Source organism: Shewanella psychrophila (assembly GCF_002005305.1).
In the GTDB taxonomy this organism is placed as follows: Bacteria; Pseudomonadota; Gammaproteobacteria; order Enterobacterales; family Shewanellaceae; genus Shewanella; species Shewanella psychrophila.
On the sequence record NZ_CP014782.1, the window covers coordinates 5,368,605 to 5,389,243 of the forward strand.

Annotated in this window: 20 protein-coding genes; 7 read left to right on the forward strand and 13 right to left on the reverse strand. The window is 44.8% G+C overall.

Translation table 11 applies throughout. The features are described from left to right. Nucleotides 1–261 precede the first annotated feature (261 nt). From sps_RS23385 to sps_RS23395, 3 genes are all read right to left on the reverse strand, one after another. Entirely contained in the window at nt 262–927 is a 666-nt protein-coding gene (locus sps_RS23385) for a hypothetical protein (RefSeq protein ID WP_077754698.1), read from the reverse strand. A 47-nt stretch (nt 928–974) separates the two neighbouring features. Then, a complete protein-coding gene (locus sps_RS23390; protein ID WP_077755831.1) occupies nt 975–1,670 on the reverse strand; it encodes a HupE/UreJ family protein in 696 nt (231 codons plus the stop codon). A gap of 181 nt (nt 1,671–1,851) precedes the next feature. Next, nucleotides 1,852–2,364 carry a hypothetical protein gene (locus tag sps_RS23395; protein WP_237157927.1) on the reverse strand — a complete coding sequence of 171 codons (513 nt, stop codon included), beginning with the start codon at nt 2,362–2,364 and terminating at the stop codon, nt 1,852–1,854. 362 nt (nt 2,365–2,726) lie between these two features. Here sps_RS23395 and sps_RS23400 point away from each other — a divergent pair, with 362 nt between their 5' ends. The 3 genes from sps_RS23400 (at nt 2,727) to sps_RS23410 (ending at nt 7,326) form a co-directional block, all read left to right on the forward strand. Continuing rightward, nucleotides 2,727–3,605 carry an SRPBCC family protein gene (locus sps_RS23400; RefSeq protein ID WP_077754699.1) on the forward strand — a complete coding sequence of 293 codons (879 nt, stop codon included), beginning with the start codon at nt 2,727–2,729 and terminating at the stop codon, nt 3,603–3,605. Between the two features lie 26 nt (nt 3,606–3,631). Continuing rightward, entirely contained in the window at nt 3,632–6,133 is a 2,502-nt protein-coding gene (locus sps_RS23405) for a lipoxygenase family protein (RefSeq protein WP_169915893.1), read from the forward strand. A 173-nt stretch (nt 6,134–6,306) separates the two neighbouring features. After that, nucleotides 6,307–7,326: a patatin-like phospholipase family protein gene (locus tag sps_RS23410; RefSeq protein ID WP_077754703.1), complete on the forward strand. Its 1,020-nt coding sequence runs from the start codon at nt 6,307–6,309 to the stop codon at nt 7,324–7,326. Between the two features lie 79 nt (nt 7,327–7,405). Here sps_RS23410 and sps_RS23415 read toward each other — a convergent pair whose 3' ends face one another. Further along, the gene (locus tag sps_RS23415) at nt 7,406–8,458 is read right to left on the reverse strand and encodes an alkene reductase (RefSeq protein ID WP_077755833.1); all 1,053 of its coding nucleotides are present in this window, start codon (nt 8,456–8,458) and stop codon (nt 7,406–7,408) included. A gap of 184 nt (nt 8,459–8,642) precedes the next feature. On the opposite strand from sps_RS23415, the gene sps_RS23420 reads away from it, so the two are divergent. Next, the gene (locus sps_RS23420) at nt 8,643–9,233 is read left to right on the forward strand and encodes a TetR/AcrR family transcriptional regulator (RefSeq protein WP_077754704.1); all 591 of its coding nucleotides are present in this window, start codon (nt 8,643–8,645) and stop codon (nt 9,231–9,233) included. 198 nt (nt 9,234–9,431) lie between these two features. On the opposite strand, the gene sps_RS23425 is transcribed toward sps_RS23420, so the two are convergent. From sps_RS23425 to sps_RS23435, 3 genes are all read right to left on the reverse strand, one after another. Then, complete coding sequence (locus sps_RS23425; RefSeq protein WP_077754705.1) at nt 9,432–9,875, reverse strand: universal stress protein; 444 nt, start codon at nt 9,873–9,875, stop codon at nt 9,432–9,434. 121 nt (nt 9,876–9,996) lie between these two features. Then, the gene (locus tag sps_RS23430; protein ID WP_077754706.1) at nt 9,997–10,428 is read right to left on the reverse strand and encodes a universal stress protein; all 432 of its coding nucleotides are present in this window, start codon (nt 10,426–10,428) and stop codon (nt 9,997–9,999) included. A gap of 305 nt (nt 10,429–10,733) precedes the next feature. Continuing rightward, complete coding sequence (locus sps_RS23435) at nt 10,734–11,165, reverse strand: universal stress protein (protein ID WP_077754707.1); 432 nt, start codon at nt 11,163–11,165, stop codon at nt 10,734–10,736. A gap of 344 nt (nt 11,166–11,509) precedes the next feature. On the opposite strand from sps_RS23435, the gene sps_RS23440 reads away from it, so the two are divergent. Together sps_RS23440 and sps_RS23445 are read left to right on the forward strand one after the other, a co-directional pair. Continuing rightward, a complete protein-coding gene (locus tag sps_RS23440; RefSeq protein ID WP_077754709.1) occupies nt 11,510–12,946 on the forward strand; it encodes a coniferyl aldehyde dehydrogenase in 1,437 nt (478 codons plus the stop codon). A gap of 57 nt (nt 12,947–13,003) precedes the next feature. Beyond that, on the forward strand, nt 13,004–13,576 hold the full coding sequence (locus sps_RS23445; RefSeq protein WP_077754711.1) for a TetR/AcrR family transcriptional regulator: 573 nt from the start codon (nt 13,004–13,006) through the stop codon (nt 13,574–13,576). A 76-nt stretch (nt 13,577–13,652) separates the two neighbouring features. Here the strand turns inward: sps_RS23445 and sps_RS23450 are convergent, their stop codons facing one another. Beyond that, complete coding sequence (locus tag sps_RS23450) at nt 13,653–13,928, reverse strand: hypothetical protein (protein ID WP_077754712.1); 276 nt, start codon at nt 13,926–13,928, stop codon at nt 13,653–13,655. A 397-nt stretch (nt 13,929–14,325) separates the two neighbouring features. Beyond that, a complete protein-coding gene (locus sps_RS23455) occupies nt 14,326–14,658 on the reverse strand; it encodes a putative periplasmic lipoprotein (protein ID WP_077754713.1) in 333 nt (110 codons plus the stop codon). A 425-nt stretch (nt 14,659–15,083) separates the two neighbouring features. On the opposite strand from sps_RS23455, the gene sps_RS23460 reads away from it, so the two are divergent. Then, nucleotides 15,084–15,293 carry a hypothetical protein gene (locus tag sps_RS23460; protein WP_077754715.1) on the forward strand — a complete coding sequence of 70 codons (210 nt, stop codon included), beginning with the start codon at nt 15,084–15,086 and terminating at the stop codon, nt 15,291–15,293. 151 nt (nt 15,294–15,444) lie between these two features. On the opposite strand, the gene sps_RS23465 is transcribed toward sps_RS23460, so the two are convergent. The 4 genes from sps_RS23465 to sps_RS23480 form a co-directional block, all read right to left on the reverse strand. Further along, nucleotides 15,445–15,783 carry a carbon starvation protein CstA gene (locus sps_RS23465; protein ID WP_077754716.1) on the reverse strand — a complete coding sequence of 113 codons (339 nt, stop codon included), beginning with the start codon at nt 15,781–15,783 and terminating at the stop codon, nt 15,445–15,447. Between the two features lie 420 nt (nt 15,784–16,203). Next, nucleotides 16,204–17,592 (reverse strand): sensor histidine kinase, encoded by a 1,389-nt coding sequence (locus sps_RS23470; protein WP_077754718.1) that lies wholly within the window; start codon nt 17,590–17,592, stop codon nt 16,204–16,206. Between the two features lie 79 nt (nt 17,593–17,671). Next, nucleotides 17,672–19,183 (reverse strand): sigma-54-dependent transcriptional regulator, encoded by a 1,512-nt coding sequence (locus sps_RS23475; RefSeq protein WP_077754719.1) that lies wholly within the window; start codon nt 19,181–19,183, stop codon nt 17,672–17,674. A gap of 228 nt (nt 19,184–19,411) precedes the next feature. Next, on the reverse strand, nt 19,412–20,623 hold the full coding sequence (locus sps_RS23480; RefSeq protein ID WP_077754721.1) for an FtsX-like permease family protein: 1,212 nt from the start codon (nt 20,621–20,623) through the stop codon (nt 19,412–19,414). Nucleotides 20,624–20,639 lie beyond the last annotated feature (16 nt).

Sequence of the window (20,639 nt, forward strand, 5' to 3'; positions counted from 1 at the left end):
CCTTAAAGGGAACTAGGCATCAGATGTACTTAACTAAGCATACAGATTATCGACACAGATAAGATTAACTAAAGGCTTGTTTTCAGTGTTTTACTCTGAAAATATAAATTAGTTCAGTTAAAACCTGAGGCCTTATTAAATTAACGAGGATTCACAAGTCTTAACCCGATTTAGTGGCAGTAAAGCAAAGAGGCGTATCCTATGGATACGCCTCTTATTGGCTTATGTAACTCAACCTAAATACCAATCGGTATAAGCTCTCTAGCCTTTGATAGTGTAATCCCCTGTTGTTGATAGGGTCACCGTAATTGGAGAATCTGTTTTGTTTTTCCAATACCAGCCATGTGCACCAGCGAATGGCGTAGTTAGCGAGCCTTTCACCTTATCTGATGTAGTAATAGAGAAACTCTCGAAATAACCTGTGGTATCCCCCTTGGGCTCTCCGTGGAAATCAAAGTACAGCTCCTCACCACCAGTGCTCCACTCATACTTTAAGTGAACAAACTCATCCATCAGTAACTTATACTCTAGGCCTTTACCCGCAGGGATATTGATTTTAACAGTATCGCTTCTCACCCCAGGAGTTTGGCGAGCTTGAGCTATCTCGCCAACACTCGGGGCATTAGCAATTTCTTTACTATTAACAGGCGCAGTTTGTCCAAAAGCAAAAACAGTCTCGCTACCGCTCACCTCGACATCAGGAATCACACTTGCTGCTTCAGCTATCTGAGTTAATCCCAACGCCTTACCTATGCCAGTTGGATCGATATTGTATTCGGCAGGTAAGATAGCAGTAATTAAGACAATAGCTGCAATCGCTGAAGCTGCGACACTGGCTTTGATTAAGGTGGCTGTAGAGTGCACCGGAATGCTATTAAATTGGGTTTCGTTCTGATTTATTGAGTTTGGTTTATCATTGGTTTTCATAAATATTCCTTAAGCTTATATCTGTTTATGATGTTTAATTGAGTCTGTTAGCTAACAAAAAATCCCGTTAACTGAAAGCCAACTAACATCAGGCCACCACTCATCAACAAGGTATTAGCTGCTGTTGAAAATTGCAGGTAACTCCCGTGTCGCCGCCAGAAACTCATCAAGATAAGTACCACTCCCAGAGCTAGGAACTGACCTATCTCCACCCCAACATTGAAAGCCAGGATATTGGGAACCAGGCCTTCCTGTGGCAGATTAAACTCCTGAATTTTGGTGGCTAAGCCAAAACCATGGAATAAGCCGAAGATCATCACTGCAGCCTTAGTATTGGGCTGAAAACCAAAAAACCGCTTAAAACCTCCCAAGTTATCGAACCCTTTATAGACGATAGAGAAACCAATAATGGCATCGATAAGATAGGCATTAACTCTAATGTCACTCAGTACACCAAACAACAAGGTGATACTGTGGCCCAAGGTAAACAGGCTGACATAGAGCAACACATCTTTACTTCTAAACAGGAAGAAAATCACCCCGACAAGAAACAAAAGATGATCGTAACCGGTAACCATATGTTTGGCACCGATATAGATGAAGGGCAGAATCGAAACCCCTTCATTTTGAGTTAAAAATTGCTTGGTATCTTCATCAACCCCGTGGGCCGATAATGAAAAGGAAGCAAACACCCCTAAGAAAACCACGAATAAGGTCATAACGTTAGTCATAGTACCAGTCATGGTTTTGGCCAAATGATGGCTCATTACACATACTCCAAAATAATATTTAAATCAGTTGAATAGCACTCAGCCCTGGATTGTAGAATCCTAAATTTTGAAGCAGCATGAGTGCCTAAACAAATTTGAATTAACGTTTTTACTCGCAAAAATAGCGAGGTATCACGCTAAGAACATGAAAAAACTAGGTATGTGGAGGGGGAATTGGCGGCGCGTAGCGACAATTAAGGTATGAGATATCATCATCGATAAGGATCTCAGATTCAAAAAAACTCGAAATCAATATTGGTTCTTCAGGCGGATGAGACGGAGTATGTGAATGATTGGCATGCTCATGCTCTGCTTCCGCATTAACTGCCAACTCTCCATCTAAAATAGTGAGTACATTACTCACAAAATCAAAAGGTACAGGCTCTGTGGCATTAAACGCTATAGGCCCATGATGATGGGCGTCTTGGTCATTTGAAGTGTAAGAAGCTCGTCTATTAGGGGATTCACTATGACTGTGATGATGGCTGACATTTTTCCCCATAGGATGCTCGCCACTGGGGTATTGCACAGAGAAAGCCGAACCGATTGCGAAAAATTGACACAGTAAAACCACCAGCACGATAGCCAATGTTAATTTTGAATGCCCCTTAACGGGCGATATTTGAGTGTGCAATAACATCTTAATATTAAGCAGGAACGACTCCAATACGCTTATTCATATCATATCTGTGTAAAGCTGTAGCATTAAATCAGATCCCCGTACAAACATCCAGCCGAAGGCATTTACTCAATGGTGCCTGATTCGCTTAAATACTCTCTGGTAGTCGACAAGTTACCAGCTGTCAACTGTTCCTAGTAGACAGTTATTTTAAGTAGCCGCTTCCCTTATGTTAACGAGATGTTTCAACCCAAGCTTTCAAAATCACGATATAAACAGTCGATTAATGAAAGAGATCACAAGAATCATTAACCGAAACCCGCCAGTAAAAGTGCTTATCACTAGAAGTTAAGCGCTTTCGCTGACGATGGGGTTCGGGCAATAACACGTGTGTTAACCAAGGAGAATTTATGAGTAATGTAGATCTTGAATATGGCCGCTTGATAAGCCAGAGCCATGAGCAGGAAATACCGCTAACAGTGGCCGAGTTTTGGTCCGGATTTGACGATTATCTAGCCCTGCAAAAAGCCTTAGGTGGGCATGAGGATACCAAGCTACTGACCGGAGGCGGACGCCCTAATAATGGCGTCAATGCCGAAGTCGCCTTTGCCTTTGCCGGCGGAGAAACCCGTGAAGTCCTTTGGCAAAAGGATGATACCAACCACATTTGGGTCATGGGACTCCCACAGCCTAATGTGATGTTTTCATATTATCGCGCCACAGTGTCTGTCTGGCAGGCAGAACAAACCACAAAGGCAAGGCTGACCATTGACGGTGTTTTGGTTAGTGAAAAAGAAAAAGAACGTCAGATCACCTTAGATACCTTAGCCAAATTCCTACCGACCCGTATCAATGAAATCAGTGATCTGGTCTTGCAGCGAGATGGCCTGCGTATGTCTTTAAAGTTAAAACTCAATTATTCCATTGATGATTTTTGGAAAATTGTCAGCAACTGGAACGATATCTCCTGGGTCATGGGGGCAACCTCGATGGAAGATCTGGGTAATGACATTCGCCAGGTTCACTTTGGAGACGTAGCGTTGGAAGAGAAACTTGATTCGGCAACAGAAGAGACTCACACCTTGGTCTATTCAGTGCTGAAATCAGCCATGCCAGTCAGCATGTATCAGGGGACTCTACGCCTTAAATGTAAGGGAGATAATAAGCTAGTACTTTACTACGACTCAGTCTTCTTACCTCGTGAGGGCCTAGATCGAAAAACAGTAAAAAATGCCATAGAGCAAGGCTTCTCACAAAGATTAGAGTGGATGAAAAACAAATTTAACTAATAAGAATCATGGAAGAGGAATGTAAAATGACCGATAAGACTGAGCAACCTACGGTTCAAGTAAAAGGAATAGTAAACGCCGCCATCGAAGATGTCTGGAAACTTTATCGCCCCTTCGGTGAAATGACCCAGTGGTGGCATATTTATAAGACCATGGAGTTAGCTCCGCCTGCTAAGGACGAAATTGGTGCAATTCGAACCTTTAGCTTTAAAAATAGAAATATGACCATAAGTGAACAACTGATCTCTCGTGATGATAAGACTCACACCCTGCAATATAAGTTGGTCAAAATGGAACCAGCTATGCCTGGTCTCGACAGCATTACGACTCAGGTACAGATGCGATCCATCTCGGCTGTTCAAACCGAGATTATCTGGTGCAATTGGGTGATGGCCCCAGACGTCGTCAGCAGCATAATAAAAGGCCCTCAAGCCCAAGGCTACCATGATGGAATCGCAGCCTTAAATCAGTATTTCAATCCCTCTTTGGGCAAGGTCACTGTCACCTTAGGCAGTATTAAAGATCTCCCCCAATCATTCCCGCCGGTTAATCCCTATGTCATCGTTGAACTGGACGGAGAGCATCATCAAACGGCCAAACCTAACTTCCCCTACAGCTCAACGTTCAATGACACCTTCGAATTTGAATTGCTGAGCAAGAAAGGTAGTTTAGGTTTTGGCGTCATGGACTCATGTTTAGGAAGCGATACGCTGATTGGCACCGCCTCTCTGGATTTACATGATTTTGAGAATGATAAGCCTAAGACCCTTGAGCTAGAACTCGACGAGGGCGCCTCTGTGTCAGTGACCATAGAGATGGAACTCAATAATGATGTCGATGCTTTACCACTAACGGATAAACAGCAGCAGTTTGTCAGCCTTAAGGAGATGTCAGATACCATCAATGGCATCAAAGATAAGCTGCAAAAAATCGTCTTAAACCTGCTGGTCGAAGAGAAACCACGCTGGGAGTATGACTCTTATCCGGTGCATCCTATGCCTAAAATGGTCAAAGGTCTTCCCAGAAGCCAGGCTCTCTCCCCCCATAAATTGAGTCGCATGGCCGAGCGCATACTCGAGTTTTCATTCTCGGAATTAGAGCTAAAGCAACGCTTAGCACAATACCCTTCGGGCTCGCTCAAAGCCTATGGCGCTTTTTTTGGTGGCTACCTGCCGATCCCGGAACTGCTGGAATCCTGGCAGGATGACAGTGAATTCTGCCGCCAACTGCTGCAAGGGTTAAACCCCTTAATGATCGAGGTAGTTAACAGCATAGAGCAAGTACCTGAAGCGATGCGAGAGCTAAAAGCGCAAGACAAGGGCATGTCGGAACTCATTGCCGATAAACGCCTCTTCCTAGTTGATTACAAAGAACTTGTACCATTCAAGTGTGAAGATGGTAAATACTTCTACGCCCCCTATCTCTTGGTTTATAAGCAGCAGCTTGAAAATAATGACAGCCGTCTGAATATCGTCGCCATACAGTTAGAGCGTAACGAGGGCATAAACCCTGTCTACACGCCAGACTCGAATCAGCCAAACCGATTTATGTTTGCCAAAATTCATGCGCAATGTGCCGATAATCAGATCCATCAGTTTCTCTATCATCTGGGACTAGCCCATTTGGCCATAGAAGCTATGGCCATAGCGACCCATAACAGCTTACCCAAAGAGCATATTGTCTCTAAGCTGTTAACCCCGCACTTCCATGACACCATAGGCATCAACTTCCTGGCTCGACAGACCTTGGTTGCTGAGCAAGGCGCCATCACCCAAAGCACGTTTGCTTTGGGTACAGCTCAAGGTGTTCAAATGGTGTCTAACGGTTGGAAAAGCTATGACTTCTTCAAGTCCAGTTTTCCGGAGCAATTAAAGGCACGGGGCTTCGATGAAGAGATGAGTGATGGCTTACAAGGATATTATTACCGTGAAGATGGATTCCTCATCTGGAACGCCATAGGTAACTACACCTCAAATGTCGTGAAATTTGCCTATAGTGATGACGCAGCAGTGCAAGCCGATCCTGCACTACAGGCTTGGGCTAAAGAGCTGGCCGATCCAGAACTGGGCGCCATGCCTGGCTTCCCTGCTGAGATAACCGATTTGGCACTCCTGAGTCACACATTACAGACGATTATCTGGATGGGCAGCGCCTTCCATTCTGCAATAAACTTCCCGCAATTTCCTTACACAGCATTGGCACCGAATCGACCCGCTACGCTAGCGAAACAGATGCCAGAAGGAGAGCAGGACATTAGCGCCGAGTATATTGCAGCGGCGTTACCCAACCAGAAAAACTCCGCCTTCCAGTGCCTGCTATCCTGGATGTTGGCAATGCCCTCGGAAACCTCTCTTGCTAGCCTAGATCCCCTGCAAAAGGATCACCCAGAAATAAGCCAAGCATTTACTGCTGAGATGATACAAATCAGCGAGAAAATCCAGGCCCGCAACAAGCAGTTAGCTGCCGCGGATAAACCTGAATATGGCTACCTGTTACCGGAGAATATTGCCGCCAGTATCGATATCTGATGATTGAAGGATAAATCAAACCTGTATTCAGCGACTAATGGGCGAGTCAAGCTCACCATTTGTCCGCTGATATTTAGCTGATATGGCTAAGTTTATAGCGATTGGTATTCATCCTGTACGAGCAAATATTCTATAAATCACTCACGTGTACATATACGAAAAGGAACAGATAAATGTCAAAATTGATTTTGTCTCTCGATGGCGGTGGAATACGAGGGGTAGCCATCACTCAATTTCTCAGTATGGTCGAACAGCAATTACAGCAAAACCATGATAAATCGATTCGCGATTGTGTCGATCTATACGCAGGAACCAGTACCGGAAGTATCATCGCCTTAGCCTTGGCGACTACTGACATGACTTTAGCTCAAATCGATGAGCTTTATAATTATGAAAATGGCCAACGGATTTTTACTGAGCATAAAGGCTTGCTCGATATAGACGGTATCAATGCTCCGAAATATGAGGCAAGTGGTAAAACGAGTCTGTTACAGGAGAATTTTAATCAAGCTAAGATTGGTGATGTACCTGAAGGTAAACATGTCTTAGCCGTTTCCTACGACATTGAAAAACGTAAGCCCGTTATCATCAAGTCAACCAAACCTGACTATCTTGAACTTCTGTCATCAGAAGCTGCAGATGCAACCAGCGCAGCGCCAACATTCTTTCCCACTAAGGGTCTGGAATCTCCCGACACGAGCGAAGAATCTTGGTTGATAGATGGCGGCGTAATCGCGAACAATCCCACCATGTGTGCCATTGCCGAAGCCAGAAATGTATGGCCCCATTACTCACTCAGCGATATGCGGGTGTTATCCATAGGCACAGGTTTTTTAACCAGAAAGATCAACGGTGCCAGCTCCAGAAAATGGGGCGCCTTACAATGGATGACAGAAGGTAAACTCATGGAAGTGTTGAGCGATGAACGTATCGTTTCTTACCAGAGCTTAACCATCATGGATCGGGGCAACTATATCCGTGTAAACGCCAAACTGAAACCCCAACCCGGATTACCCAATCCACCCGATGATGCAATGGATGATCTGACCAAAAGCAACATCAATAGACTCAGAGAATTAGGTAAGTTCTGGTTTAGTGAATATGGCGAAGCCGTGGTTCAGTTATTGTTGAACACCTATCAAGGCCCTTCACTCGATCGCATAGACCCCAAAACGGGTCACCCCATCGCTTAACGACCATTGCGCGTCATGAAAAAGCCAGTCAAAATATCGACTGGCTTAACACAACTAAATACTCAATAAAGAATGACCATTACACTAAGCTGGTCAACATTTCATCTGAATATTCCACTAGTGCTTTACCGTCACGCACTAACTCCACGTAATCCGGATTAGCGATAAAGGGTCTGCCTATGGCCAACAAGTCGAACTTATCTTCAGCAATGGCGCTACTGCCTGTCTCGGCGGTAAAGCTACCTACTCCCACCAATGTCTTGTTATAAATACTGCGTACATAGCTTGATGCACGACCATCTAGATAATCGAACTCCATAGCATCATCGAAGATACCTATGTGCAAGAAGGCCAAATCGCGCTTCTCAAGCTCAGGAATAAGATAATCGAACACTGCACGATCTCGGTTATCACCCGCCATGTTGAAATATGCACCGGGGGACACGCGTAGTGCAGTTCTGTCATTGCCGATACGTGCAGCAATGGCATCGACCACTTCGAGAGCGAAACGCGACATATTTTCAGGTGCCTGGCCATACTCATCTGTGCGGCGGTTACTGTCGTGATGTAGGAACTGATCGATAAGATAACCATTAGCACCATGGATCTCGACACCATCGAACCCAGCATCGATAGCATTAGCTGCCGCCTGGGCATAATCCTGTACCAGCTGGGCTATCTCTTCAATAGATACAGCTTTAGGCACTTGATAAGTCAATTCTCGCATTCTGGGTACGCTACCTTCGACACCAGCTGCTGAAGGCGCCATCACATCACTGCTGCCAGTGCTTTGATAGAAATGAGGATGAGCGACGCGACCAGTATGCCAAAGCTGAGCGAAAATCTTACCGTCAGCCTTATGTACGGCATCTGTCACCACACGCCAGCCATCAATCTGCGCCGGAGTAAATAGACCCGGAGTATTGGGATAACCTTGACCGTCCGGACGAATAATAGTTGCCTCAGAGATGATAAGGCCTGACTCGGCACGGCGTGCATAATAATCTGCCATGGCCTGAGTCGGCACGAGTTCATCATCAGCCATACAACGAGTCAGTGGCGCCATGAGGATGCGATTTTTAAGAGATAATGTGCCATTAAGCGCATAAGTTTGAAAAAGGTTATCAGTCATAGCGACCTCTGATTCTTGAATGAGCATTCAAGATATGCTTTTTTGAACAAGCATTCAAGATCTTTTTTGAATAAACGTTCAAGATTGATTACAATGAATTTGAACTGCACAATAAAGCGCTAAGATGACCCTCACATGTGAGAGCCAAATACGATAGCCACATACAAGAGTCAATTGATAACCCATGCGAAATGCCGAATTTGATAGAGAGAAAGTACTGAGATCAGCCATGACAGCGTTTATGGACAAAGGCTATGGCAAGACCAGTATGCAAGATCTAAAAAAAGCCACGGGCCTACACCCGGGGTCTATCTATTGTGCATTCGAAAATAAACGTGGTCTATTATTAGCGGCTCTAGAACAGTACAGATTAGACAGAAATACCGAGTTTGAGGGGTTCTTTGCCGGAAAACATCCAGTTCTTGTGGAGCTTAAAACCTATCTTGATCATATCGTGCACGAATGTCAGAGCTGTGATGCCGCCCAAGCCTGCCTACTCACTAAGGCGCTCAACGAGATGGCAGAGCAAGATTCAGAGGTGCAAGCCATCATCACTGGCAACTTAGCTAACTGGCAACAGGCACTGACTCAAGTTTTCGAACTCGCCCAAGCCAAAGATGAGCTTACAACTGAGCGCAATGCAGATCATCTGGCACGCTACTTCATGCTGGGAGTGTATGGCCTGAGGACTTTCGCTCACACCCATCCCGAAGGCGATACTATACAAGAACTAGCAGACCAGCTTTACCAGGATGTTTGTCGACAAGAGATTTAGAAGATAGAGCCGCCAAGCTGGGTTCCGGCCACAAGCATGCCGGAATGACCTATATTCTTGTAGCCTCGGAACTTTCTTAGCTCTGCCTTTAACTCGCAACTCGCCACTTTCTTCGCTGTATCTTAAAACTTAAAGCTTACAACTCGAGACTTTCTCCGCTCTGTCTTGAACTCGAAACTCGCTACTTTCTTAGCTTTTTCACTTAACCACTAACACAGGGCACTTTGCTTGATTCGCGACAGCTTCTGCTACATTCGGGCTTAGCATGTGTGAGATCCCCGTATGACCATGACTGGCCATTACTATCATACCCACTTCACGTTCTTCAGCTTCTTCCAATATTTGAGCTAATACCCCTCCGCTGCGAACATTGGTGTGTACGAACAAACCACTGGGCATTTGCTCGCGCACTTCTGACACCATTTTCTTCATCTTCTCATTGGCGTAGGCTTCTTGATCTTGCAGTAGCTCGGCAGGACTATCGACAACAATGCCATAATCTGGTGCACCGTAGGGCAGACTAATCACATTGAGCAGCCTAATATCAACCGCATATAGATTTGCCATCTCGACGGCATAACCTAAGGCATGAGATGCCGTTTCCGAAAAGTCGGTCGGGCACAGTATATGACGTGTACGCATAACTTTCTCCTAATGAATCAGCTCCTGTGATCAGATCCTAATGAACCAGATCTCAATAAGCTTCCTAGGTTCTAGGAGCGAGAAACTTGGACCTAATCCTCACAACTCAAACCTCACAAGCTTACTTAACGACTAAGACTGGGCACTTGGCCTCATTGGCCACAGCCTCAGCCACATTAGCATGGAGAAAATGGGTTAAGCCTGTGTGACCATGACTGGCTAAGACAATCATTCCGGCATTTATCATATTAGCCGATGCCAAGATTTCCTCTGCTGGTGAGCCATGACGAATAACCCCCTCTACCAACAAACCTGACTCTAAGGTTGCAATAAGTTTACGCATCTTTTCTGCAGCCTCCCCCTCCATGCGACTAGCAAGTTCCTCAGGGGTCACAGCTAACACGCGAGTATATTTGTCGCCAAATGGCTTATCGACCACATGCAGTAAACGAATGCCGACGCTATAGAAGTTGGCCATCTCAAATGCGTAGCTCATTGCATGGGAGGCTGTCTCAGAAAAATCTGTGGGACAGAGTATTTGACGAGTTCGCATAACCTTCTCCTAATAGCTAAACTTTGATTCCTAACTCTTAACTTCTCAAGGCGAGATCCAGAACTTTATCTGAAAATAAGTGGCATAGCCCCAGTTAACTGCCTATAGGTCGCTGATGACATAAATGCCACGAGCAGCGCCATACTTAACCCAATATGGCTATTGCCAAAACGAGTGCTTACTGTTTGTCAAAAAGCCATTTGCAATACAAGCAGCAAATTTCAATAACTGACTCTTTAAATATAGGCTATTACATCAAGCGAGCAAACATTCACCGAACATCAGGCTCGGCCATATCAAGGCATTCACTTAACCACTAACACAGGACATTTAGCTCCGCTTGCTACCCCTTCGGCAACATTAGTATGCAGAAAATGGGAAAGCCCTGTTCGACCATGACTGGCGATAACTATCATGCCGACATGATGTTGCTCGGCATCTTCTAATATTTGCTCTATAGCGGAGCCGCGCCTAATCACAGTCTCAACGGCGTGCTGACAGTTGAACTCACTGAGCAAGAGTTTCATTTTCTCAGCAGCCGCTTGCTCCATTCCTTCTGCTACTTCTTCAGGAGTAATGGCTAGAATTTGATAATTTTCATTACCCATAGGTTGATCAACAACATGCATTAACCTAATGCCCACATGATAAAAAGCAGCCATCTCTAAGGCGTATCTCACCGCGTGAGATGCCGTTTCAGAAAAGTCCGTTGGACAGAGTATTTGTCGAGTTCTCATGAGCTTCTCCTTATAGAACACTAAAGCCTTGCTAACACTTTTCAAGATTTGATAAAAATCCAATAAAACATGACATATATAGGTCTAAATCTACTGACTCAAAACCAGTTTAAATAACATACTGGGTCACATTTTGATCTCGATCACCTCTCAGGATGATCCCATAAAAAAATAGCTTAAACTTTATAAAAAAGTGTATCAATTTTAAACAAGTGTAGATTTCAAACCCATAGTGACTTAATATACAAACAACAGACCGACCAATCAGTCGGTCTGTGAGTTAATTTAGCAATACAGCAATCTATAATCGACTAGACTGGATACAGATCAGGAGCTACGAGCAGATGAATATGCCTATTGAGACAGAGAACAAATCAGCGATGCAATCACAACTCGATGAGTTACTCAGACTACAAAGAACCAGCTATCGCTCGGAGCCTGCTCCAACTTATGCAGTCAGAGTCCAGCAACTCAAAGAACTCAAGCAAGCCTTGCTGACTTTTCAGCAGCCATTAGCCGATGCACTCAACAGAGATTATGGCACCCGCTCGGTCGATGACACGCTAATCTCAGATATCATGCCTTGTATCAATAACATCAACTACAGTCTTAAGAATCTGAAGAAATGGATGAAACCCAGTTCTCGCCACGCTGGATTGCTATTGGCTCCAGCTAAGGTAAAAGTACATTATCAACCAGTCGGTGTAGTCGGCATCATAGTGCCATGGAACTTCCCTGTCATGCTCTCAATAGGCCCCTTGATCACCGCTTTAAGCGCGGGAAATCGCGCTATGCTCAAGCTCTCAGAATTCACACCAGAGACAAACAAGGTCTTAGCCCAGATGCTGTCTAGTGTCTTCGACGAATCGTTAGTTGCCGTAGTAGAAGGTGAGGTCGATGTCGCCGCAGCTTTCTCGGGACTGGCATTCGATCACTTGCTGTTTACTGGCTCCACCACAGTTGGAAAACACGTGATGCGCGCCGCGGCCGCTAACTTAACGCCAGTGACCTTAGAACTGGGCGGAAAATCTCCTGTAGTCATCGCCCCTGATATGCCTATAGACACAGCCGTAGAGCGGATGATCTATGGAAAATGTTTAAACTCGGGCCAGATCTGTGTCGCACCAGATTACGTCTTAGTGCCTAAAGAGAAGCAAGCTGAATTTATCACAGCTTATCAGAAGAAATTCAGCACCATGTACGGTAAAGTAAGTGACAACAAGGATTACGGCGCCATTATCAACCAGCGTCAGTTTGACCGCTTAACCTCGGTTCTCGAAGATGCCAAAAGCAGAGGCGCAACGGTGGTCTCGGCCAATGATGAGTCTATCGATACTGCTAAGCGTAAAATACCAACGCAACTGATCACTAATGTGGACGATGAGATGATCTTAATGCAAGACGAGATCTTTGGTCCCTTGCTGCCTATCGTAGGATACGAGACTCTGAATGATTCGATAAAGTATATCAATGCCCGCCCCCGTCCATTGGCACTTTATATCATGAGCTTCGATGCACAGTCTCAAGCCAACATACTCAACAACACCCACTCAGGAGGCGTCTGTATCAACGAAACTGTCTTCCATGTCGCAGCAGACGATGCGCCATTCGGCGGTATAGGTCCCTCGGGAATGGGCCACTATCACGGCAAGGAAGGCTTCTTGACCTTAAGTCATGCCAAGACGGTATTGAGCCGCGGTAAACTTAACACAGGCAAGTTTGTTCACCCGCCCTATGGCACAGGCATTCAAGCCATGTTATATAAGCTATTCCTGCGCTAACAGCCCTAGGAGCTGCTTTAGCTGCGAGTTTCGAAACGCTAAGAGAATAAGTTGTAGATGAGTAAATTAGATAAGAAGCAAGCCATACTAGATACCGCGCTGACCCTGTTTGTTAGCCAAGGTTTCTATGCCACCTCTACCGCTTCCATAGCCAAGCAAGCTGGGGTGGCTACTGGCACCCTGTTCCATCATTTCCCATCGAAAGATGAGCTGATGAATCATCTATTTCTCAATATTAAGCAAGAATTTGCCGATGCTATTCTTGCATCGGTGAAAGACAGTGGCGACTTAAAAAAGGATGCCAATTACCTTTGGACCAGTGCCATACAATGGGCCATGGATCATCCGCTAAAGCAGGAGTTTTTCCAGCAATACTCCATGTCCCCATCCATAGCCACGGAAGTCAGAGAACAAGCCATGAACTCGATACTCGGTTTTATGGGTGCCCTGATGCAGAAAGGCCAGGCACTAGGCGTGCTGGCCAATTACCCCATTTCCCTGATGCAAGATAACAGTCACGGCCAATTTCTAGCCGCCACCCGTTTCTTTCTGGATAACCCCGACAAATGGCAAGACCCACAACACCAAGAAGCCAGCTTCCTGCTGTTTTGGAATGCGATGGTGAAGTAGCCAACATGCTTCGATTGCTCTCATAAGACTTCAGTCTGAGCTATCCTGCTACACCATATACTTAATTGGGATTGACCTATTCCTTCGCTTTCATACCTTCAGACTTAACTTTTTGTAAATCAAATCCATCCAATAACAAAAGGACGTCAGCAATAGCCGATTTAAGCTTGGTCGCAGATGGTTCAAGCTTTCTTCCTTGATCTAAAGATTCTCTTTTTGTCACTGTATCGAGTAGCGAAGCCAGACTATCTTGAGACCCAATCTCTAATTCTGGTAAATCCGTAATTGCAGCCTTGTTGTAAGTGTCGTACTCATTTTCAAGCCTCGTTTGTCCTTCATTTATTCTTTTCATAGCCCTACCTCATGTTAAGATCACTTCTTCTAATAGAAAACTAGTGTTAAAATAAAACTAATAAAAAGCAAATGATTAAACCAGATTATTAACTAGCTGATTAATGTGTTTTCGTTCTCCTACACTATAAACAACCAAATGATAAAAATAGATCATACCTAATATCAGGTTAAAACCACCAACAAGCACCAAGAATTTACCAAACATTCCTTGGCTAATTCCTAAACATACCATTAATCGAAAAATCCCCATAATGAGAATTTAATATGTAACCTTCTATTTCTTGTGGTGTACCTCTCTATTTCATCTTCAACCTTTTTCTCTAGTTCATCCAGTTTCACCATTTCATATGATGCTCTCCTTAAACTGGTCTCCCTTTATCTGATTATAGATAACTCTAATCGCTGACCCTTATGAGCTTTACGCCATCAACTGTCATCAGCCAAACACCATCGACTTCATGAGGCGATTCTGAAACCACGAAAGTTGTTGCCATGAAAAGGAAACCCACTACGAAATCATCACCAACAAACTCTTTTAGCGGGCCATTAACAGATGTTGTTGCCCCGCCTTTTAAGCGCTTATAGGCAACAGTTCCATCCGCAAGAATCAGCAATCCCATTTCCTTACTTTGCCACTCTCCAACATAGCTAAGCTTGTCTTCCGGTAATGGATCTGCACAGCCTGACAGCAACAATAACAAAGCAATTACCGATATATATTTTTTCAATGATCTTTTCCCTAAGATTTATAATGCGAGTTAAAGACAGCCAACTCCAAGAAACTCTAACATGATAGAATTAGCATCTTTTTTGTTTGTTCTTCACTTGGATAGTCACAGCTTGTATACATAAAAGTGTTTCCACAAGATATATTTAAGTAAGAAGTGATGAGTAATTAAAAAAGTGTGTCCAACTAGGCTTACAAATACAGTGTTAATTATCACTAAGATCCAATCGGAGAAAGACCTTTCTTGTAATTCAACTTGTGTAGATACATCTATAGGCTTCTTTTACAAAGTGGTTTTCTTCAAAAAGTAGTGCGACCCCTTATCTATTGAGAAAATTAAGAAGCTAGGTAAGAAACAAAAATGTTACATTTCGTCCTTTCTTTTGGCGTAAAGTCTCCACATCACTAGCCAAGGACAACCTTATTATGACGATAATAACTACCGAGCCCCTATGCTCCACTTTTAACAAAAAAGCTAAGTCTAAAAGAGAGGCTCAACTAAAAATAAATCAGGCTAAGAGCAATATTGAGGAGCGTATGCAGTTAATGCAGGAGTTAGGGCTAACAGAGAATAATATAGTCGCATTCAATGGTGTTAACACCTCAATTATAACCCACATTATTGAGGATATATGAGCCTAATAACGGGATAATATTAAGTGCTTGGTGACATGCAGACTTCTGTCCAAAGCCTACAAAAAAGGAAAGTACCTAGGAAGGAAACTCCTAGTGTAGAACAAGAAAAGCGAGTCGAGGCGAGCTTGGAAAATTTTAATTTATCAACTTATTAGGTATTCTCTACTGCCATAGCATACACATAGGTCAGATAGCCCATCGCTAAAATATAAGACAATGAAATAAGAGAGTTAGCCCCCCATAATCCAAACCAAAACTTACCATAAAAGTAACTAGCACTTCGAACTCGCGTACTAATCAAAGCAATTGAAGATGGTATCAAGAGTAATGCAGAACAGCCTAGTAACGGAACAACTATCAACATTAATCCAAAGCCAACACCGCTAGTTGCTGATTCTGTTGTTTCTGAATCTACAGGTGCTAACAGTAAATAACCCAATATCAATCCTGCAAGTGTAAAGGTAAATCCTAAAAACTGAATAGTACGCATAAATTCCTTCTATATACCATCCTGCTTCTCGTAGTTAGCTTGAAGCTATGTTTCACTCACCGTCCCGCAGAACCTTCTCAAAATAAAGGGTGCACATTCACCGCTGGAAGCAATAGATTATAATTAAACAAAACCTACAAACACACTTCCAAATACTCACCAACAAAGGCGCCGGAGCGAATAAGGTCAAACTTTCTTGTAAATCCCCAAGTGTAGATACGGCTGCGAGCTTCCAAAACAGGGATGTTTTGGCAGAGTCCACATGGATGTGCTTGCGGCGTTTCGCTGAAGTTTCTGCATAAAAGCCCGCTACAAGCGATAGATTACAATTGAACCCAAATACTCAAACACACCTCCCAATACCAATTCAGCCAGAAGCTAAACTAGAAAATGTCACCAGCTTCATTCGAAGCAGCTAACTTATTGCGGTAACCACAGCTTCACACAGAGTCCCGCTTCTTCCCGGTTATGCAGACTGATACGACCATCGTGAGCCTCTAAGATTTCCCGGCACAGAGGCAAGCCCAATCCGGTACCCGATTGTTTGGTGGAGTAAAAAGGCAATAATGCCTGCTTGAGCACCTCGGCTGACATGCCGCTGCCTGCATCACAGATGCTGATAAAGACCCCCTTATTTCCACTAGTGTCATCGACACCATGGCTAGGATTGTCCTGTGAGATACTCATGGTGATCTTATCGACTGCAGATCCCGACTCATGAGCATTTTTTAACAGGTTCAGTAGCACTTGTTCCATTTGAATAAGGTCAAAGTAACCATCACTCCCTGGTAAATCACCATCTAGAGTGAACTTATAATGATGACTTAAGTGCTCGGTCATCTTCAGCCAGTTAACCATAGACTTGTTAGGCAGAGGCAGTTTGGCGAATCTGGCGTAATTAAAGATAAATTGGCTCAAATGTTGAGTGCGATCATCTATGGTGTCGAAGATCATCTTAAGCTTGGGATCATTAAGCTCTTTGGTGATCATGCGCCCCGAGTTAACCATGGAAGCTATTGGGGCCACCGAGTTGTTGAGCTCATGACTTATGATGCGGATCACCTTCTTCCACACCGCAACCTCTTGTCGATTGAGCTCATGGGTCATCTGTTTCAGCAAGAGCAGATGATGAAACTGTCCATTAAGTTTGAAGCGTCCACGGGACAGATGCCAGGTCTCATCTTCATTCATGGACTCATCTCTCGTATCACCTTGGCTATCTATGCCAAATTGCTCCTTGGCCGCTAGGGTAAACAGGCCATCTTTGGGATTATTTAGCGCCGTGATAAGTTCGGGGGAACTGCCTTCCAGCAACTCATTCAGATTTAGGCCTTCGATACGAACACCTTGATTAAACAGGTGCCTGGCGGCACCATTAGCGTAAATGACTCTCTGCTCATCATCGAGCAGTATCATCACGTTGGGGGAACTTTGGATCACTTTATCAAGTAACAACTCGCGCTGGTAGATAAATTGCCGCTCCCGTCTCAGGGTATGTGCCGATTCATTGAACAATCGAGCTAGGACACGTAGCTGCTCATCACCTTTAACCGGAATACTGATACTGAAATCATTATCCTTAAAATTGAGCAGGCCCACCTCCAATGCCATCAAGCAGTCCGCCAGACTACGGGTCATGTGATGGCTCATCGCCCACACTAGCACCAGTGATAACAGGGCGATCGGCATCAGGTAGTCCTGACCCAACCAGCTAAACAACAAACCAGCCGAAACCAAACCCAAAAAACAGGCTAAAACTGAAGCCAGAATCAGCTTAGATCTCAGCGTTATCCCAAATTTATCCATCATAACTGCACATATTAAAATCCATGTTTAATCAACTTAGACAATATCCGTCATCCAAAATACCGAGATGTTAGAGTCCTAGCTACTTATTGATACCAAACTTTTCCATGCGGCGATACAAGGCCTGTCTGCTGAGTCCAAGAGACTTTGCCACACGAGCTATGACGCCTTTATGCCTGTCTAACTCGGCTTGTATGCTCGCCTTGTCGATAACGCTTATGCTAGCACCTGAATTGGCAGTAACATTAGCCGAGTCTGGCAATTCTGATGTGTCGGCTAACGGGCCAGTTTCAGGCTCTGGTTTAGGTTTTAGCTCTGACTCAGGCTTAAACTTAGACTTAGACTTAGAGCCTGACTCTAATTCAGGCTCACATACGGAAACTAACGCAGATTTTAGCTCTGTAGGTTCAGATGGTAAAAGCTCCGCACTCAGACCGAAATCCAATGCGCTCAGAATCTTGGACGGTGCCAGTATCACGGCACGCTTACAGGCATTTTCCAGCTCCCTGACATTGCCGGGCCACCCATGGGCCAGCAAGGCTTTCTGAGTCTGTTTATTAAGAGAGAAGTCCGATCCAATAAAGTGACTCACCAGAGGCAAAATATCATCTTGGCGTTGATTGAGAGGAGAAAGCTCCAGCTCGATAACATTGAGACGATAGAAGAGATCCTCACGGAAACGTCCCTCCTGAATGTCGAGAGCAAGCTCGGCATTGGTGGCGCTGAGCACGCGTACATTGACTTTACGGGTCTGATGACTGCCCAAGCGTTCAAATTCACCGGTTTGTAGCACTCGCAGCAGTTTAATCTGACCCGATAAGGACAAGTTACCTATCTCGTCTAGGAAAAGTGTACCGCCATCGGCCGCCTCGAAGCGGCCTATGCGCGTCTTGTTAGCGCCTGTAAAAGCACCGGCTTCTGCGCCGAACAGCTCGGCCTCCAGCAAATCCATAGGCAAGGCGCCAATATTCACCTTGATAAAAGGTTTGTTCTTCAGAGGAGAGTTAGCATGAATAATATCGGCAAGCTTATCTTTACCCGCGCCATTGGGGCCAGTGATCAGCACAGACACATCTGAACGTGCTATCTGCAACGCAAGGTCGACACTACGCTGCATCGAACCACTAGCGAACACTATTCCACACAAATCTGCATCTTTGATAGCCACCATACGTTGGCTATCGACACGCTGTAACTGGGAGTTTTCCCGAGATAGGGTATGTAGCGAAATAAGGTTAGTCACACTGTTAAGTAGCTTGGCATCGTCCCAAGGTTTACCCATATAATCCGCGGCGCCCTCTTTGACCAGCTCGACGGCAATATCCAGCTGAGTCCAGGCGGTGATCAACACGATAGGGAGTTGAGGCTGCAATAGACGCAGATCATAGAAAAGTGATTTCCCTTCTTCACCCGAGGTGGTGTCCTGAGTAAAGTTCATATCCTGGATCACTAAGGCAATATCATGGATTTTAACCAATTTCAGAGCCACTTCAGGGGATAAACAGGTGTGGGTCTGATACCCGTGAAGTTCCAACATCAGTGCCAATGCATCACACACGGCCTGGTTATCATCGACGATGAGAATCGTATCCATACTTCTTTTATCGTTCTTCTTTTAGTAGTTTAAAATCGTTTTCGACAAGCATTTTAGCTCAACAAGTTAGGGTTAAAACTAACTGAAAGCGAAAGAGAATTAAAGGCAAATCCTCTTCCACCTATTTCAGCACTCCCCGAACAGAGAGGCTGATGCTTAAGATCTTGCTAAATCGACGCTAGAACAAATGACCGCTTTTCTCGCCGGTAATACAGATCAAGTTACAGACTATACGCTCCGGGTTGCTGTAGCAGGCGATATGCTGGCTGCTTTTCTCGCCGGTAAGATAACCGCTACGGTAGTGAGTACCATCAAGCCGACGACCGTCATTATCGGGTAGATAAGCTCAAGTTTAGGTAAACTATAGAAGGTCATCAATTGCTGGCCTAGCTGCACAGCCACCAGCCCACCTATGATGCCGCCCACGATACAGATGATGTAGTTCTCCACTAAAAACAGGCTCAATATGTCCCTTCGCCTAGCCCCAAGCGCACGTCTGGTGCCTATCTGCTTAGTGCGTCGCTCGATATTAAACATCACCATACCGGCTAAACCCAGAGAAGTGATAAGTAGCAGCAGTACCACCATCATAGACAGTACTGTCGCCATCAACTCATGATTACGGTACACCCTTTTTCTATGCTCGCTAATTAAGGTAAAACCTTCAATAACACGATTTGGTTGATCTTTATGTAACACTGCCGGAATCGCCTGTTTGAGCTGAGTTAAGGTGCCGACTTCGGCGCGGACTAGAACCTTAGTGAACACGTTCACCAGTCTCACATTCAGTATCACACTGTTATCCAGATATGAGCTATTGACCCAGGCTCCCTGAAGTTTATCCACCACGCCTATGACCTGCAACGGCTGACTACCGAAATCTCCCGCATACATGATCTTGCCAATAGCAGGCTCATCTCCCCAGGTCGCCTTAGCAAATGCCTTAGACACTATGGCATGAGTCGCCAAATCTGGGCTGCCGGTGACGATTTCCGTCTCGTAGAAGTTACGTCCTTCGATCAGATCCACACCTAAAGTATTGACCATATGATCATCGCCATAATAGATGGCGGCACTCTCGGTATCCTTAGCCGTTTCCTCACTGTTACCTATGGTATAGCCGGAGGACCAGCCTCCACCGCTCAGAGGTACCATACTTGTGGTAGTTGCATCGATCACCCCAGGTAGGTCTCGAATGGCTCGCATATCGCGCTGACTCTGAGACTCAATATCGATATCAGAATCGAAGGCATAGAGGCGAAAATCGAATACCTCCTCTTCCGCTGTCCCTGAGTCGCGATCCATCAAGGCAATTCGCTCGCTGATGATAAAGCTGGCATTCGCCACAATCGCAACAGAAAGAATGATCTGTATCAGCAATAAAATCGGGCCGCTCTTACTGCGCATCAATGTATTGATGATAGGTTTAATTTGTAACATGTAAAATTCCTTTTGC

Coding starts and splice junctions, on each gene's coding strand:
- sps_RS23385 (WP_077754698.1), bottom strand. CDS start 927: ATGAAAACCAATGATAAACCAAACTCAATAAATCAGAACGAAACCCAA.
- sps_RS23390 (WP_077755831.1), bottom strand. CDS start 1,670: ATGACTGGTACTATGACTAACGTTATGACCTTATTCGTGGTTTTCTTA.
- sps_RS23400 (WP_077754699.1), top strand. CDS start 2,727: ATGAGTAATGTAGATCTTGAATATGGCCGCTTGATAAGCCAGAGCCAT.
- sps_RS23405 (WP_169915893.1), top strand. CDS start 3,632: ATGACCGATAAGACTGAGCAACCTACGGTTCAAGTAAAAGGAATAGTA.
- sps_RS23410 (WP_077754703.1), top strand. CDS start 6,307: ATGTCAAAATTGATTTTGTCTCTCGATGGCGGTGGAATACGAGGGGTA.
- sps_RS23415 (WP_077755833.1), bottom strand. CDS start 8,458: ATGACTGATAACCTTTTTCAAACTTATGCGCTTAATGGCACATTATCT.
- sps_RS23420 (WP_077754704.1), top strand. CDS start 8,643: ATGCGAAATGCCGAATTTGATAGAGAGAAAGTACTGAGATCAGCCATG.
- sps_RS23425 (WP_077754705.1), bottom strand. CDS start 9,875: ATGCGTACACGTCATATACTGTGCCCGACCGACTTTTCGGAAACGGCA.
- sps_RS23430 (WP_077754706.1), bottom strand. CDS start 10,428: ATGCGAACTCGTCAAATACTCTGTCCCACAGATTTTTCTGAGACAGCC.
- sps_RS23435 (WP_077754707.1), bottom strand. CDS start 11,165: ATGAGAACTCGACAAATACTCTGTCCAACGGACTTTTCTGAAACGGCA.
- sps_RS23440 (WP_077754709.1), top strand. CDS start 11,510: ATGAATATGCCTATTGAGACAGAGAACAAATCAGCGATGCAATCACAA.
- sps_RS23445 (WP_077754711.1), top strand. CDS start 13,004: ATGAGTAAATTAGATAAGAAGCAAGCCATACTAGATACCGCGCTGACC.
- sps_RS23450 (WP_077754712.1), bottom strand. CDS start 13,928: ATGAAAAGAATAAATGAAGGACAAACGAGGCTTGAAAATGAGTACGAC.
- sps_RS23460 (WP_077754715.1), top strand. CDS start 15,084: ATGACGATAATAACTACCGAGCCCCTATGCTCCACTTTTAACAAAAAA.
- sps_RS23465 (WP_077754716.1), bottom strand. CDS start 15,783: ATGCGTACTATTCAGTTTTTAGGATTTACCTTTACACTTGCAGGATTG.
- sps_RS23470 (WP_077754718.1), bottom strand. CDS start 17,592: ATGATGGATAAATTTGGGATAACGCTGAGATCTAAGCTGATTCTGGCT.
- sps_RS23475 (WP_077754719.1), bottom strand. CDS start 19,183: ATGGATACGATTCTCATCGTCGATGATAACCAGGCCGTGTGTGATGCA.
- sps_RS23480 (WP_077754721.1), bottom strand. CDS start 20,623: ATGTTACAAATTAAACCTATCATCAATACATTGATGCGCAGTAAGAGC.